This is a genomic window from Nostoc sp. UIC 10607, from assembly GCF_047228265.1.
In the GTDB taxonomy this organism is placed as follows: Bacteria; Cyanobacteriota; Cyanobacteriia; order Cyanobacteriales; family Nostocaceae; genus Nostoc; species Nostoc foliaceum_A.
In genome coordinates this window covers 1-14922 of the sequence record NZ_JBIQNW010000011.1, presented here as the reverse complement: position 1 = coordinate 14922, position 14922 = coordinate 1, and the positions used below count along the sequence as shown (strand labels likewise).

The 14922-nt window shown below is 41.7% G+C and carries 16 protein-coding genes; 9 read left to right on the top strand and 7 right to left on the bottom strand.

What is annotated here, in order from left to right; all coding sequences use genetic code 11:
• Window positions 1–53: 53 nt before the first annotated feature.
• Window positions 54–659, bottom strand: coding sequence for a vWA domain-containing protein (locus tag ACEYW6_RS12825; RefSeq protein ID WP_190890315.1), 606 nt, complete (start codon window positions 657–659; stop codon window positions 54–56).
• 89 nt (window positions 660–748) lie between these two features.
• Window positions 749–901 carry a hypothetical protein gene (locus ACEYW6_RS12820; protein ID WP_412979985.1) on the bottom strand — a complete coding sequence of 51 codons (153 nt, stop codon included), beginning with the start codon at window positions 899–901 and terminating at the stop codon, window positions 749–751.
• Window positions 902–996: 95 nt separating this feature from the next.
• Between ACEYW6_RS12820 and ACEYW6_RS12815 the strand changes: the two genes are divergently transcribed.
• Window positions 997–4080, top strand: a complete 3084-nt coding sequence (locus tag ACEYW6_RS12815) for a PAS domain S-box protein (RefSeq protein WP_412979984.1) — start codon at window positions 997–999, stop codon at window positions 4078–4080.
• A gap of 171 nt (window positions 4081–4251) precedes the next feature.
• Here the strand turns inward: ACEYW6_RS12815 and obgE are convergent, their stop codons facing one another.
• Together obgE and ACEYW6_RS12805 are read right to left on the bottom strand one after the other, a co-directional pair.
• Window positions 4252–5280 (bottom strand): GTPase ObgE, encoded by a 1029-nt coding sequence (gene obgE, locus ACEYW6_RS12810; protein ID WP_412979983.1) that lies wholly within the window; start codon window positions 5278–5280, stop codon window positions 4252–4254.
• 74 nt (window positions 5281–5354) lie between these two features.
• Window positions 5355–6035: a Mo-dependent nitrogenase C-terminal domain-containing protein gene (locus tag ACEYW6_RS12805; protein WP_412979982.1), complete on the bottom strand. Its 681-nt coding sequence runs from the start codon at window positions 6033–6035 to the stop codon at window positions 5355–5357.
• A 241-nt stretch (window positions 6036–6276) separates the two neighbouring features.
• On the opposite strand from ACEYW6_RS12805, the gene ACEYW6_RS12800 reads away from it, so the two are divergent.
• The 5 genes from ACEYW6_RS12800 (at window position 6277) to ACEYW6_RS12780 (ending at window position 10886) form a co-directional block, all read left to right on the top strand.
• Complete coding sequence (locus tag ACEYW6_RS12800) at window positions 6277–6471, top strand: hypothetical protein (RefSeq protein ID WP_412979981.1); 195 nt, start codon at window positions 6277–6279, stop codon at window positions 6469–6471.
• A 261-nt stretch (window positions 6472–6732) separates the two neighbouring features.
• On the top strand, window positions 6733–7833 hold the full coding sequence (locus ACEYW6_RS12795; RefSeq protein ID WP_412979980.1) for a glutamate--cysteine ligase: 1101 nt from the start codon (window positions 6733–6735) through the stop codon (window positions 7831–7833).
• A gap of 856 nt (window positions 7834–8689) precedes the next feature.
• Complete coding sequence (locus tag ACEYW6_RS12790) at window positions 8690–9046, top strand: hypothetical protein (RefSeq protein ID WP_412979979.1); 357 nt, start codon at window positions 8690–8692, stop codon at window positions 9044–9046.
• Window positions 9047–9417: 371 nt separating this feature from the next.
• Complete coding sequence (locus ACEYW6_RS12785) at window positions 9418–9957, top strand: Dps family protein (protein ID WP_190890331.1); 540 nt, start codon at window positions 9418–9420, stop codon at window positions 9955–9957.
• A 161-nt stretch (window positions 9958–10118) separates the two neighbouring features.
• The gene (locus ACEYW6_RS12780) at window positions 10119–10886 is read left to right on the top strand and encodes a ChaB family protein (RefSeq protein ID WP_412979978.1); all 768 of its coding nucleotides are present in this window, start codon (window positions 10119–10121) and stop codon (window positions 10884–10886) included.
• A gap of 244 nt (window positions 10887–11130) precedes the next feature.
• On the opposite strand, the gene ACEYW6_RS12775 is transcribed toward ACEYW6_RS12780, so the two are convergent.
• Together ACEYW6_RS12775 and ACEYW6_RS12770 are read right to left on the bottom strand one after the other, a co-directional pair.
• Window positions 11131–11526, bottom strand: coding sequence for a TIGR02588 family protein (locus tag ACEYW6_RS12775; RefSeq protein WP_412979977.1), 396 nt, complete (start codon window positions 11524–11526; stop codon window positions 11131–11133).
• Entirely contained in the window at window positions 11523–12410 is an 888-nt protein-coding gene (locus ACEYW6_RS12770; RefSeq protein WP_412979976.1) for a TIGR02587 family membrane protein, read from the bottom strand. Before ACEYW6_RS12770 ends, ACEYW6_RS12775 begins: the two co-directional genes overlap by 4 nt.
• Before the next feature lie 476 nt (window positions 12411–12886).
• On the opposite strand from ACEYW6_RS12770, the gene ACEYW6_RS12765 reads away from it, so the two are divergent.
• Window positions 12887–13069 (top strand): CsbD family protein, encoded by a 183-nt coding sequence (locus tag ACEYW6_RS12765; protein ID WP_190890341.1) that lies wholly within the window; start codon window positions 12887–12889, stop codon window positions 13067–13069.
• A 164-nt stretch (window positions 13070–13233) separates the two neighbouring features.
• Here ACEYW6_RS12765 and ACEYW6_RS12760 read toward each other — a convergent pair whose 3' ends face one another.
• Complete coding sequence (locus ACEYW6_RS12760) at window positions 13234–13506, bottom strand: GlsB/YeaQ/YmgE family stress response membrane protein (protein WP_196510460.1); 273 nt, start codon at window positions 13504–13506, stop codon at window positions 13234–13236.
• A 228-nt stretch (window positions 13507–13734) separates the two neighbouring features.
• On the opposite strand from ACEYW6_RS12760, the gene ACEYW6_RS12755 reads away from it, so the two are divergent.
• Entirely contained in the window at window positions 13735–13872 is a 138-nt protein-coding gene (locus tag ACEYW6_RS12755) for a hypothetical protein (protein ID WP_412979975.1), read from the top strand.
• A gap of 514 nt (window positions 13873–14386) precedes the next feature.
• On the top strand, window positions 14387–14749 hold the full coding sequence (locus tag ACEYW6_RS12750; RefSeq protein WP_412979974.1) for a hypothetical protein: 363 nt from the start codon (window positions 14387–14389) through the stop codon (window positions 14747–14749).
• Window positions 14750–14922 lie beyond the last annotated feature (173 nt).

Below are 14922 nucleotides of genomic sequence, written 5' to 3'. Positions count from 1 at the left end.
TTCAATTCTCCAATTAAGAGTTCAGAGTTACTGGACTATGGGTGATCAACACATTAGTCAGTTATTGCGTTCGTCAATACATCTACAAGACTCATTTCTTCTAAGTCGTCTAAAGTGACGGTATCGCAAATATCAAATTTAGCGCCAACACTTTGCAATTGATCATCCAAAGCTTTCAGGAACTTAGTTGCTTGGGCATCTGAACCTACTTGAATGATCGAAATTGCTAATTCTTCATCACGTTCCATCTGGCGAGTCGCATGAATGATCACTTCAAACACAGCTTTGCGATCGTCTGGTTCACCATCGGTGATGACTAAAATTGTCTCTCCGTTTGGCTTGCTTTTACCGGCAGCTTTGCGTTGAAAGTAGTTATTGAGAGCATCTTGAAGTACACCTGCTAAGTTTGTCGTTCCAGCAGGGTCATTTTCGAGAAATATTTGTGCGACTTTGGCTGAGGTCACATCGTCGTAGCGTTTAAATCTACCGGAAAACAAGTAAACGGTGATGCCATCGGGGTCAAACTGTTCAGCCTTTCTTGCCAAAGCGAGAGTAGACTCTTGGGCTATCTCCCATCTACTTCTACCACCTACTTGGTCTGGTGTAGACATACTACCGCTTTTGTCAATGATTAATGTATAGTCGCGATCGCTCATCATAATATTCCTCTGATTGTTACCCTGTGGTTCTAGTCTAACTCCGTTTTTTTACGAGCAAGCAAGGCTTTTAAGCATTTGTATCAATTATGCTATTCAAAAAAGCCGCACCACAGTTGATAAATGCGTTGGCGTAGACCGCCGCAGGCATCACCTAGCGTTTTTGTTTCCACAGAAAGCACAATCTTCCTAGTCCCCAATCTCCTGGAAACACTAAAAGTTAGAGACTGGTTTGGTTGTTGCATCCGTATTTAGTCTGGGAATAATAAATACTAATTATGCTGGCGCACACGTAGCTAAACAGCTTTTGTTTAGCTTGATTTTAAAGATAAATTCGGGTATGAACCATCCAAAATTCTTAGATAACCCCGCGCAAAAACAAAACACGCAGCCGCAAAACTTCTCCTTGGCGTTTCTGCATGAGATGATCAATGGCATATCTGACCCAATTTTTGTGAAAGATCGCCAACATCGCTGGGTATTAATTAACGATACCTACTCTGATTTCGTCGGTCATAGTCGAGAAGAATTAATTGGTAAGTCAGACTATGATTTTTTTCCTCAAGCAGAAGCTGATGTGTTCCGCGAAAAAGATGAACTGGTTTTTACCACAAATATTACGAATGAAAACCACGATCTTTTTACCGATGCTCAGGGTATAACCCATCTCATCTCTACAAAAAAGTCTTGCTTTGAGGATGAGACTGGTAATAAATTTATTGTGGGTAGTATTCGAGACATCATTTTACAGAATGAAGCCGGGAAAGTTCTAGGTATAACTGGCATTACTGATACTACTGATCTTATGGAAACCTACGAGGCACTTCGGGTAACCCTAGAAGAACTCCAGGTAGTTGAAGAAGAACTGCGCCAACAAAACGAAGAATTAGCGATCGCTCGTGAAACGGCTGAATTAGAGCATCAGCGTTACCGGGATTTGTTTGATCTCGCCCCAGATGCTTACTTGGTGACCGATGTAGCTGGCATCATCAAAGAGGCTAACCATGTAGCCGCAGCTTTACTATCTGTGAGACAAAAGTATCTGGTAGGTAAACCATTAATCCTCTTTATCGCTGAACCAGACCGCAAAACCTTCATAAACCAACTGGCAAATTTGCAGCAGGTGCAGGATTGGGAAGCCTATCTACAGCCACGGAGAGGTACAGCCTTTCCTGCTCGGATCAGGATGGTTGCTATGTATAATTCACAGGGTCAGCAGGTCGGCTGGCGTTGCTTGATTTGCGACATCAGCGAACAGCTTGCTGCGCTGCGCTTACGCCAGCAAGCAGAGAAAGACCTACATCGCATTAATGCTGTACTGCAAGCTCAACAAGAAGCTTCCATCGACGGAATTCTGATTATTGATGAAAATCTTACAGTTACATCATTTAATCAGAAATTCTCCAAGTTATGGCAAATTCCTGCGGACCTGATCCAAACAGGAGACGATCGCCAACTCGTGGGATGGGTACTAGACAAACTAGTAAATCCAGACGAATTTCTGGCTAAGGTGGAGTATCTTTATCAGCATCCAGAGGAAAGCAGCCGTGATGAAATTTTCCTCAAGTCTGGAGAGATTTTTGAGCGCTATTCTGCACCCGTGCGTAAACAGCAAGGGGCTTGTGATGAGATATCACCTTTAGGAGACTATTACGGTAGGATTTGGTATTACCGCGACATTACCGAATACAAGCAAGCAGAGGCAGAACTTAGGGCTTCACAGCAAAGACTGGCGTTGCTGATTGAACAAACACCTTTAGCCATTATTGAATGGAATACCAACTTTGAGATTCAGACATGGAATCGCGCAGCAGAAAGAATCTTTGGATACACCAGAGAGGAAATGCTGGGGACTAGTTTTGAGACCATAGTACCTGAAAACGCTAGAAAGCACGTAAATGAGATTATCACCGCCTTGTTAACACAACGTGGAGGAAGTTTGAGTGTCAATGAGAACGTCACTAAAGATGGTAGGACAATAGTCGGTGAGTGGTATAACAACCCGTTAGTGGCTCCTGATGGCCAGGTGATTGGTGTTGCTTCACTGGTGTTAGACATCACAGAACGCAAACGCGCTGAAGAGGAACAGCAAAAATTTGTCGCGTTGATTGAAAACAGCAGCGACTTTATTGGTATTTCTTCAATAGAAGGGCAAGTTCTCTATGTGAACCCCGCCGGACTCAAGATGGTGGGACTTCATAAGTTAGAAGAAGCCAAAACTAAATTATTGGTTGATTTTCATTCACCAGAAGCTCTTGTAGAGTTGAAAGAGCAAATTATTCCTTTGATGCTTGAACATGGTTTCTGGCAGGGCGAGTTTCGCCATAGGCATTTTCAAACGGATATAGAAATTCCCACAGATTGCAGCCTGTTTATGGTTAAACATCCTGAAACAGGAAAGCCTTTCTGTCAGGTAGCTGTTGCTAGGGACATTACAGAACGTAAACAAGCCAAAGAAGCCCTACTAAAGTCAGAAGCGCAACTTCGACAACAAGCCCAAGAACTCAAAGAAACACTCCACGAACTTCAACACACCCAAACTCACTTGATTCAAACTGAAAAAATGTCCAGCTTGGGTCAACTAGTTGCAGGAGTGGCACACGAAATTAACAATCCGGTGAATTTTATCTATGGCAATCTCAACCCTGCCCAAGAATACACCCAAGATTTACTTTCACTTTTACGACTCTACCAAAATCATTATCCTGAACCTGTGCTAGAAATTCAGGATTTTGCAGAACTCATCGAACTGGAATTTTTGACATCAGATTTGCCACAAATAATCAACTCAATGAAAGTTGGGGCAGACCGTATTCGCGAGATTGTGCTTTCCCTGCGGAATTTTTCGCGCTTGGATGAAGCCGAAATGAAAGCTGTTGATATCCATGAGGGAATCGACAGTACTCTGATGATTTTGCAAAGCCGTCTCAAGGGTAATGAGCAACGCTCGACAATTGAAATAATCAAAGAATACGGCAAACTCCCGCTGGTTGAATGTTATGCTGGGCAGCTAAATCAAGTATTCATGAATATTTTGTCAAATGCGATCGATGCTTTGGAAGAGTCATACCCTGCGGGAAGGCAAAGCGCCTACGTCATTTGTCCTATCCATTGGGAAAACGCCCGTAGGGTAGAGCAAATGATCTCCCCCCAAATTCGCATTTGCACTCAACTAGAGGAGCCAAATCAAGTAACAATTACGATTGCCGATAATGGATTAGGAATACCAGAAGATGTTAGAAAACAACTATTCGACCCCTTCTTTACCACCAAGCCCATCGGCAAAGGTACGGGGATGGGGCTTGCCATTAGCTACCAGATCATTACAGAAAGACATGGCGGTTCCTTAAAATGTCTTTCGCAGCCAGGACAAGGCGCTGAGTTTATGATTAAAATTCCCCTGATCCAGGATGCGTCAACATAATTTGTAATTAATAATACTCACCTCTGGCGAGAAGCAATCTACGTAATTCGTAATTTTAACAGCTTTCACCCCGTGAGTAAAAAACAAAGTATTTTTACTACCGACAGCTACCCCTTCTGAAAATATTGATTACGAATTACGAATTACGAATTACGAATTACGAATTAGTAATTATCTAAATGCTTCAACTTCTTCAGGAACCTTCATTTGGTCGAGAATTCCCCAAATTTCCTGTAACATCGGTTCTAAGCCGGTGCGGGTAACTGCTGAAATCACAAAAACCGGGGCGTAAGAGAGATGATTAAGTTGGGTTGCTAATGCCTCCAAATCGACAGTTTCCCGATCAACTGCATCAATTTTGTTCAGCGCCACAACTTGCGGGCGTTCTGCTAAACCCCGCCCATAAGCTTGTAATTCTTCCTTAATTGTGTTGTAGTCTCTAACTACATCATCACTAGTGGCATCAATCAAGTGAAGTAGCACTCGCGTGCGCTCGATATGGCGCAAGAAATCATGTCCCAATCCTGCGCCGTGAGCTGCTCCCTCAATTAGTCCGGGAATGTCGGCGAAAACAGTACCATCACCAGTAGGTTTCCGCACTACACCCAAATTTGGGATCAGGGTAGTGAAGGGATAGTCTGCGATTTTCGGACGTGCTGCTGATAAAGATGAAATTAGAGTGGATTTACCAGCATTTGGTAAGCCAATAATTCCCACTTCTGCCAAAAGTTTCAACTCCAGGCGCAGCTGCTTTATTTCCCCTGGTAATCCTGGGAGGGCATATTCTGGGGCGCGGTTACGGTTACTTAAGAAATGCTGATTTCCCAGTCCGCCTTTACCACCTTGGGCAATCAGCAAAGTCTGCTTCGGCTCAGTTAAATCCCCCAGCAATTCGCCAGTTTCAGCATCATAAATGGTTGTACCGCAGGGAACTTCGATGATCAAGTCCTTTCCTCCTGCTCCGGTGCAGTTACTTGGGCCACCACGAGTCCCTTTTTCTGCCTGAAAGCGATGGTTGTATCTGAAGTCCAGCAAAGTTTGCAGGTTTTCGTCGGCAACGAAAAATACTGAACCGCCTCGTCCGCCATTACCACCAGAGGGGCCACCAGTCGGCACATATTTCTCCCGGCGGAAGGCAACAATACCATCGCCGCCCTTACCAGCTTCAACTTCAATTTTTGCTTGGTCGATAAATTGCATACTTAAATAATAGTGAAAAGTGAGGAGTTAGGAATTAGGAGTTACAAATTATAACTCCTCACTCTTCACTTTAACTAAATATATGGTGAAACATCTTCACCGCATTTATCTGCCAGATAGGAGAGGGCGCGGAAACGTAAGCCCACTAGTTGTTCATACAACGGGTTAATTTTACACATCGGCGGTATGTGGACAATCTTGCGTCCAAATAAGGTCACATCCCGCTCAAAGGGACACTGGGAGGGAATCATTTTACACAAAAAGCGGGCTACTCTTGGGTCTTGGATATCTAGCCCATCCAGCCAGTCACGCAGGGGGTGTAGTGCATCAATTTGAGGCTTTGTCAGCGCAGGGGTGGGGATAGCGGAGGTGGTAACTTGCTGTGGGTGTTCTAGGGTGTGGCGAAGGGCTTCTAGTAACTTTTCTGGCTGTTCTAAGGCTTGGCAGAACTGATGCAGAACCTGATCTTCACTGGGAGAATAAATACCATCTGCGATCGCTACCATTATCGCTGTCCTTAAGAAATTTTCCGCTGCTGATGTACCTTTACCCAACACTGCGGCTAATTCTTCTGGCGTAATTACCTCTAGTGAGTCGCATTGAATCTTAGGAGCTAATTCATTTTTGGTGATGCTGGCAATTAATTCCTGTTCTTGGGCATCAAAATTACCATCTGCCCAAGCAATGGTGAGCAGCCCACGCAACCAAGCGGCAATCTGTTCGCTGCTGTAGGGGGATTGAACGGTACTTGTCATAAACTCACGTCTCAAGCTTTCCTCAGTCATTACTAAGCTACCCTACCCAGCGACTAGGAAGATAGTGGGGCAGCAGAGAAAAACCAGAAACTGCGTAGGTATCGCCGCCTCAAGAAATAAACCAGAGAAGTTTTCAAATCGCAACAGTCGGTCTTGGGGTAAAATCCATTTGAGAGTAATGTTGAGAATTTTTTCTACTTAAACTGAAAATGGAGATTTAATCTGTGTTGTGGAGGTATTCATGAATAAAACCAAAGTTAACCTCGGTACCATTCAAGGAACACTACTAATTCCCCTCTGGGCTGGAGCTTGTGAGCTTCAGGCAGCAGATCCAATTATAGTAGATCCTCAATCATCTGAGATTCTTGCAGCGATAGACTACGAATTTGATAAATTTACTACTGCTAAATCTTCTCAGATAGGCTGTTGTTTATGAGGAACCATCCTCGACAACTGGGTACGCACTTACCTCAATCAGCATCCCCAAGGTTCCGTTATCGAGATTGGTGCAGGACTGAATACACCCTTTGAGCGAGTGGATAACGGCAAAGTTTGCTGGTTTGACATAGATTTACCGGATGTCTGTCATAGTTCTGCGACGACAGTTTTTTGAGGAAACGGAACGCCTCTTCTGTGGGATTCGTATCGCTTGGCATTAGTTAAATTAGGCTAACTCTAAAGAATTAAGGTATACATAATGTTTTTATTTGGCATTGAGCATGAAGTCGCTTTCCTAAACAAAGAAGGAAAATTTGCTGATTTTTCCCACACCAAATTTGCTGATTTCAATCAAATTATTGAAAAGCTACCCACATACCCCAGCGACTATCCTCAACTGCGGGTTGGGGATGCGGGCATTAAGATCAAAAGATGGTATATTGAGGGATTTGAGAGATTTGCAGATTCCGACAAGGTGATAGACTGTCATGCTAAAGGTATTGAAATTAGAACGACTATACATTCTAATATTCAAGGCGCTATTACTGAATTATCAGAAAGTTTTGGCTTGCTACGTGAGATTGCTGCTAACTTTGGTTTCTCACCAGTTTTAGTTAGTTTTAATCCATACAATCCGGTTTTTGAGCCTCAACCCCCATTAAACGATTATGAAATCAAACAGTTAGAGGCTTATCCTGACGAACAAACTGCTAATATTCACATGGTGTCATACGGCCCGGACTTAAATATTTCAGTGGCAGATTTGTCTACTGAACGTGTAATTGATATTGGCAGAAAGTTAACTTATTACAGTCCTTATATCGTCCCTTTTAGTTATAGTTCCCCTTTTTATAAGGGAGGTTTATGGGATGGACTATCAGTACGAACTTTTATCAGAACTGGAAAAAGACCAGCAGCCCTAGTTTTTGTTCAAAAACAAGAACAACTGATTGATAGCACACCTTCCTTGACAAAAATCGCCCGCATTCCGGCTGAAGTAGGACGTATTGAATTTAAGGCTTGTGATAGTTGTGATAATTTTTTAATCTATGCGGCTTTGCTATCATTATTGAAAGGTTTGGTGTTAGATGAAACCTTGCTGGGTAGAGCAACTGTACCTGATGCAGCATTACATCAAATTTCTGCAAAAGAAGGGTTTGACAACGAGGATATTTTTGGGAATGCGACAAAAGTCTTGCAAGCAGCCGAAGTTGCTTTGGGAGATGACCCCGATGTTCATTATTTAACACCGTTAAAAGTGCTGCTGACGAAGCGAAAAACAAGATCCCATGAATTAATAGAAATGTTCCATTGCGTAAGTTCAATAGAAGAGGTAATAAAGCAGACTTATCAAGTTTAGAGGAAATTGCCAATGGGGACTATTAAGAGCAGAGGGGCAGAATTTTCTGTTTGCTCCTGTGCTCGCAATCCGGTTTGGTTAAAGTGCATAGTCTTTAAAGTCCTTTGACTGGATAAAGTCAAGCGAACTGAACATAATAAGCTGATGCGCGTCTAAAGTATATAAACACTCTTGATGGTTGTTAACTGTTAACTGTTGACTGTTGACTGTTAACAGTCATCAGTCATCAGTCATCAGTCATTAGGTAAATGTACAAATTAAATGCGTAACAGCTTACTAGAAACATTAACTCATCCCGCGGCAATACGAAAAAACGAGCAAAGCGATGTTTTCTTGAATTGCGCTGGGGAAATCGAAGTCATTAGTGATTAGTTATTGGTACTAATCACTATTTACCACTGACTAATGACTAAATCGGCGGGAAGTTATCCCGGATACTCCTTGAAGAGATGGGATTCCCGCCGATTTTCGTTAACCTGCCATAACTATATTAAGTCGATATACCTAGAGACTGATTTTATTACAACTATAGATATAGGAAATTTCATTCTAGAGATTGATGCAGGCATTAGCATTTTCAAAGTACAAGTAGAAACAGGGAACCTTGAGAGAAGATTGTCAAGAAAAAACGTAATGATTTTGCTAAAGAATTAAGGTGGTATTTGCTTATTATCCCTTACTATTTCGATGCAGAAGTACAAGGACAATTTCTTCATCAGGTTCGTTTCTAAAGAACTTCCAGATTGAAGCGTGGCTTGCTATTTTTATTATTGCTCAAGTTTACCAAATAAAGGTATGAGCTTCCGCTATTTCAATCAAAGTTCTGCGTTGTTAAAGCTGTTATCGAGGATTTGAAATGAAGATTATTGCTTCTGTTTTATCTATCTTAAGCCCAGTACGTTTTTTAGTTGTGGCTTTTACTTGCGCGATACTATTGTTATCTAGTGCTTTTCCTGCCTTTGCGATCGATAGCTACCAAAGTGACCCTACCGAAGCTACTACACAACTGCTTGACATTCAGCGCAAAACTGACGAAGCCGCTAAAGAACCACCAATAGGATTGAGAAAGACTCAAAAAGAAACTAACGCAGGACTCAATGAGGTGCAGGGAGCTGCTGATATTGACAAGCAAAAGCGTCCAGAAAATTCCCAGAGTTCAACATCTGTTGAAGAAAATATAAAGAATGTGTTGGAGAAAGTTACAGGTAAGTAACTAAAATAATAGTTCTGGTAATTTTTCGGTAGTAATGGGTGATTGTGTAAACGCAGTCACCCATTACTAATTAGTAATTTTAAGGTGGCAAATTCAAGTAAATATAAAATTATGTTCATCCTAAGCAATTTTTGGGAAATTGCGTTTAGATAGTTTTAATTAACTATTGTATTTAATATTTTTATTTTTGGATCTTAAAAACAATAAAGTTCGCTAATTACTAAATTACTGGCTTAACACTACCTATTAAGACATAGGCATAATTGTAAATGCGGTAATTAATTTAAGCTCATAATATTTCCTTTGGTTGATGTGGAATCTGTGTGAAATTTGGGAAGTTAGTAAATAAGTTTGCTTAGGGATGGAAAACAATGCGTGCGATAAACATTGGTTTGACAGAAGAACAGCGTCAAGGTGTAATTAATCTGTTAAATCAAGATTTGGCAGATGCCTATCTACTGTTGGTGAAAACCAAAAAGTATCACTGGGATGTCGTTGGGCCTCAGTTCCGCTCTTTGCACCAGCTTTGGGAAGAACACTACGAAAAGCTGACTCTAAATATTGATGCTTTAGCAGAGCGGATTCGTGCTTTGGGCGGTTATCCAGTTGGCACAATGGAAGGATTTCTCAAGATTGCTACTCTCAAGGAACATGCTGGTAATGTTCCCACAGCAACGGGGATGGTAGCTAATCTAGTGGAAGACCACGAGCAGGTTATTCGTAACTTAAGAGACCATGTGGATCAGTCTGGTGATGAGTTCCATGATCAAGGAACTGCTGACTTTCTGACTGGACTCATGGAAGAGCATGAGGAAATGGCTTGGATGCTGCGTTCATTTATTGAAGGGGAAGCACTGGGCCCAGATGGTAGACAGCCAGCAGAAGGGGCCAAGACTCCTGTCGGTGTGTAGCTCATTAGGTCTGAGTTGAGCATGGTTGTCTGTTAAATCAGTTAGAAGGAGAAATCAATCCTCCTTCTAAATGGTGTGAAAGGGTTAATCTTCCTACATCTACCTATTTACCATATTCATTGCAAAAGCAAGATAATACAAACCAAAAAAGGAGTTTTTAAGTGCCAGAAGTATATAAAGCAGAACGTACTATCTCTGCCGTATTTAAAGAACAGAAGCAAATTGATGATGTGATTCGACGTTTACTAGACAGGGGTGTGCCTAGAGATCATATTTCGGTCATGGGCAGAAATTTTCAGTCGGAAACTAGAATCGCTGGCTTTATTAGTAAAAAAGATGTGATTCTGGGAGGTTTGAGAACAGGGGCAGTTTTTGGTTCCTTGTTTGGTTCCTTTCTCAGCTTACTCACGGGTGTAGGTGTACTGTTTATTCCCTTTGTCGGCCCAATCGTAGCAGCAGGGCCTATTGGTGCAGTGCTGTTAGGGGCTGCTAGTGGAGCGATCGCAGGTAGTGCAGGTGCTGGTTTAGTATCGGTTCTAACTACTTTGGGGATGCCAGAAGATAAAGCGACTATCTACCAAACCCGCTTACAAGCTGGCGAGTTCTTATTGATGGCAGAAATACCGAGCGATCGCACCGGCGAATTTCAATTGCTCCTCGAAAGTGCTGGTGGCGAAGAAATTAACACCATTGAAAAAACCTTTGCTCGCCCTTGTCCCGGACAGTGCAACAGCCCACAAGATTTGTCTCCTGAAGTCCGCGCTCATCTTTCTGATGAAGCTCAACGCACATTCATTGAGCGCTATAACACTGTCTTCAATGAAAAAAATGACGAATTCACAGCTGAACAAGCCGCTTGGGAGTCTGTTCATCAGCAATATGATGAAGATGAAAACGGCGTTTGGTCAAAAGCTAAGGTTAAAGTTTAAGGATTTCCAAAAAAAAATATCCAATCTTGTTTGGTGAGTATCTTGACACCCTTAATTAAAAACTTCCAAGATACCCACTCTACAATTACTTGTGTTCGTCTCTGTTTATAACCGTTCCCGCATGGGTTGGGTAACATAGAGAAAAAATAATTAACCAAAGATGAACACAGATACTTATAGGGACACGGCATTGCCGTGTCCCTATTCAAATAAGAATCGCTATATCTGCGGTTTTAAATCTTCATTAGGGCAATTTATAGCTACCAACACGCACATTTAACTCACCTTGGCGCGGGTTCTGGCTGAATATAAATGCGCCTTCTTCAGTTTCCCCACCAGATAAAAAGTCGATCTGTTGCTCTCCTGTTTCTGTAACTTTACCGTCAATTAGTAACTCAGCCATAATTTGGACTGATTCGGCTGTGTCTCCTCCAGTATTCTCGACTTCAAAGGGAACATAAAATTGTCCGTCAACTTCCCGAATTGTTTGTTTTTTGGTAACAGAAAGGATGGGAGGTTGATTCTTTTCGTTCAGCCAAGTGTAACCTACCAGACTCACAATGATTGCTAGGATAAGTAAGGCAACGCTGAATGTCACCCACTCTGCAATAGAGCGTGGTGGTTGTTCTGTTTTAGTCATATTGCTAACCTTCCGGCTGCACCGCCAATAGTTGCAGGTAACCCCAGCATTAAGGTGTGATCTAACCACATTGTCCAAGGGTCGCTAAAAGTTAACTTTTGAAAGAACCACAGCATAAAAGCGGTTGCTAGTAGTGAAACTAGGTAGGACATAATGGTTTCGCTTGATGGACGTTGGAAAATTCCCTTTTGCTGTCTTCGCTTTTGCTGGTCAGAAAAGCCTGCCTGAAATACAATGCCATAAGAAATCAGCAGAGATGTGGCGATCATTGCCAACTGCCAAGGTGGTGAGGCTGCGGCTGCAAGCATAGGAATTTCATCTGTTGGAGCAATATTAAATGCAATTATGGTTGCACCAATCAGGGTTCCACCCACATCGGCAAAGGTGGCATGTAAATCATCCCCTTTGTTCTTAGTTGTGCTGTTTACCTGATCAGTTGCTTGTCCTTGTGCATTGCTGTTTCCATTATCTCCCAACAACTGATTGGCTAATGCTACACCGAGAGCGAAGGGCACACTTTCAAAGATGATTTTACCTAAAGATTCTTTGAGAGAAGTTTCTAGTGTCAATTCTCGCAATAGTAGCAGCACAAAGGTAGAGCAAGCTAATCCGATCGCGATCGCTTCTACGGTATCCATTGCGGCTTGATAAGCTAGCCAGGTATATCTGCGTTTCCGAAAACCTTCTATCTGATTGAGCAAGTAAACCACAATAAACATGAATGCGATCGCCATCATCATCAGTTGTGGTTTTGCAAGTGATCCAATCCACCAAACCTCCATTGTATACAGCAAGGGTATGCCAAATAAAAATCCTCCACAAGCACCCCGAATGATGTCATTAATCTCACTCTTCCATACATTTTTTTTACGTTTTGTTGCCACTCCTTGACTTTCCTTTTGTTGAAAATTTGCTTTAACTTAACGTGAGTTCGACAAGTCTTATTTGACCTCTCCCCCAACCCCTCTCCGTGTCGGAGAGGGGAGCAAAAAGCCGAATTTTTCGTTGCTCCTCCCTTTCCGTTTCGGAGAGGGAGGCTGGGAGGGAGAGGTTCATGGAACTCACGTTGACTTATACTAATTCTCTATGAAGATGTATATAGCACTTCTAAATCATTCGTGAAAAGTTAGATCCCCGACTTCTCAAAGAAATCGGGGATCTAGACAGCGCGAATTTTCACAAATCAAATAGGATTGCTATATATTCATATTTTTTACGTTGCGTGCTCCTATAGCACTTCGTATATATCTTAAGATAAGATAATCTACCAGATTATTCTATCGGTTGATGGAAGTCAAAAATAATACACTACTGTTAGTTTATGTAATAACTGAATCAACTACAAGCTGGAAAAAAAACCATGAGTGCCGAAAAAAGAGTAGAAGCTACTGCGAAAAATATTGAAGGAAAAATTCAAGAGGTTGTGGGTGAAATAACCGGTAATCCACAAGATAAGACTGAAGGACAAGCAAAGCAAGCTGAAGCCCAAGTTACTCACACTGTAGAAAACATTAAAGACGAACTTAAGAAAGCTTTAGACTAATTTAGTTTTTACAGTGCAAATAGCATTCATAATTGATAGTCTAACATTAATTACTCCACTAACTTTTAGTAAGTGGAGTTTTTGTGTCTGCGTAAAATATGAAAGGGAAAATTACTAAGAAATTGGTTCTAACCATGATTAATTTTGCTGGGGATTTAATTCAACTAATGAGTGGCACGATTAGCTAATAGGTTCCAGATAAAAATCGCAATTATTGCACCAATGATGGCAACAATTACACCGGGAATACTGAGGGTTGCAGCAGTTAATTGAAATCTTCCTGTCTCTAAAAGAGTAACTAAAATTCCACCGATCACAGCACCTACAATACCTAAAACCATAGTTGAAACAATTCCACCACCCTGACGACCGGGATAAATAGCTTTCGCTATAGCTCCAGCAATTAAACCCAGAATTATCCAAGCAATAATGTTCAGCATAATTTCATCCATCAGAAAACTTCACAACTAGCTTATAAATTACAATATTGTTTTCCTTCTACCCGAAGATATAAGTATTAAAGTTCAATAAAAACTAATACCATTTCTGTCAATAATTACAGCCGCCCACAATGATTGTAAGCCTTGGCTATATAGACACAAACACGCTAGCGGCTTCCTTTCATATGGGGAAATATCAAGAATTATTAGGAGGAATCAATCGTCATGACTGTTATTGTTGCTAAATGGACGATTGACAAATATCACCGCATGATTGATGCTGGCATTTTGAGCGATGGCGTAACCGCCCGCCGGAGGCGATCGCCCTCGGCCAAGAGTCCGCGTAGGCGTAGCCCGTCGTAGACATCGCCTTTCTTATTTCAACTTATGGTAGTATTTTATACCTGTCAATAGGTTTTTAAGTATTTTTACATAGACTACCCGTGAAGATGTCATTAGTCATTTGTCTTTTGTAATGACAACTGACCAAGGACGACCATAACAAAAATTCTCACAACTCAAATAAGATTGCTATAAGTTCCTATATTGAATTCGGGTAGTTGTTTATCGAATTCGGGTAGTCGTTTATTGAATTCGGGTAATCGTGTATTGAATTCGGGTAGTCGTTTATTGAATTCGGGTAGTTGTTTATTGAATTCGGGTAGTCGTTTATTGAATTCGGGTAGTCGTTTATTGAATTTGGGCAACCTACAAGAATTTACGCAAAACTATTTTAGATATCTGTAGTAAATAAGTCAATTTATACTGAATAATGCGGGTGTCAAGTAACCCCAATTCTGTTTATCCTAGTGCTGTACAGTCCAGGGTAAAAGTCAGTTTTTATCCTGGTGCATTATTAATAAAAGAAAGGTGATTTATGTCACGTCTAAAACGCGGGTCTAAAGTAATTGATAGAGCGCAGCGTCGGATTGCGGCTTTGAAATCGATCAGTCCCACCTTAGACTTAGGGAATGGGGTAACAATTGACGCCTTTGCAACCCTTATCAAAACAACACAAGACAAGTTGGAAGCTTATAACTCAAGCCTCTCCACCGTGGATATGACTCAGGAAGCCTTAGAAGTTACCGAAAAGTCGCTAATGGAACTAACAGAACACATGTTACTGAGTGTAGCTGCAAAGTATGGCAAGAATAGCGATGAGTACAAAATGGCGGGGGGCGTTCGTCGAAGCGATCGCAAACGTCCGGTGCGAAAGCCTAAGCAAGACGCTGTTGCTTGATAAATCTGGGTTTTACCCCACCCGAACCCTCTGACAAGTGTAGGTTTTTTACAGTTAGGAGGAGTTATAACAGTAAAATTCATCAACAGGGGTACGAGGAAAAGAACTCCAGCGATGAAGATAGATTGGAATGTTGTTAAGTAGGTTAGCACTGAGGGTAAGTAAACCGAGGA

Coding starts and splice junctions, on each gene's coding strand:
- ACEYW6_RS12795 (WP_412979980.1), top strand. CDS start 6,733: ATGTTTTTATTTGGCATTGAGCATGAAGTCGCTTTCCTAAACAAAGAA.
- ACEYW6_RS12815 (WP_412979984.1), top strand. CDS start 997: ATGAACCATCCAAAATTCTTAGATAACCCCGCGCAAAAACAAAACACG.
- ACEYW6_RS12825 (WP_190890315.1), bottom strand. CDS start 659: ATGATGAGCGATCGCGACTATACATTAATCATTGACAAAAGCGGTAGT.
- ACEYW6_RS12820 (WP_412979985.1), bottom strand. CDS start 901: ATGCAACAACCAAACCAGTCTCTAACTTTTAGTGTTTCCAGGAGATTG.
- ACEYW6_RS12785 (WP_190890331.1), top strand. CDS start 9,418: ATGCGTGCGATAAACATTGGTTTGACAGAAGAACAGCGTCAAGGTGTA.
- ACEYW6_RS12805 (WP_412979982.1), bottom strand. CDS start 6,035: ATGACAAGTACCGTTCAATCCCCCTACAGCAGCGAACAGATTGCCGCT.
- ACEYW6_RS12755 (WP_412979975.1), top strand. CDS start 13,735: ATGACTGTTATTGTTGCTAAATGGACGATTGACAAATATCACCGCATG.
- obgE (WP_412979983.1), bottom strand. CDS start 5,280: ATGCAATTTATCGACCAAGCAAAAATTGAAGTTGAAGCTGGTAAGGGC.
- ACEYW6_RS12765 (WP_190890341.1), top strand. CDS start 12,887: ATGAGTGCCGAAAAAAGAGTAGAAGCTACTGCGAAAAATATTGAAGGA.
- ACEYW6_RS12775 (WP_412979977.1), bottom strand. CDS start 11,526: ATGACTAAAACAGAACAACCACCACGCTCTATTGCAGAGTGGGTGACA.
- ACEYW6_RS12750 (WP_412979974.1), top strand. CDS start 14,387: ATGTCACGTCTAAAACGCGGGTCTAAAGTAATTGATAGAGCGCAGCGT.
- ACEYW6_RS12800 (WP_412979981.1), top strand. CDS start 6,277: ATGAATAAAACCAAAGTTAACCTCGGTACCATTCAAGGAACACTACTA.
- ACEYW6_RS12790 (WP_412979979.1), top strand. CDS start 8,690: ATGAAGATTATTGCTTCTGTTTTATCTATCTTAAGCCCAGTACGTTTT.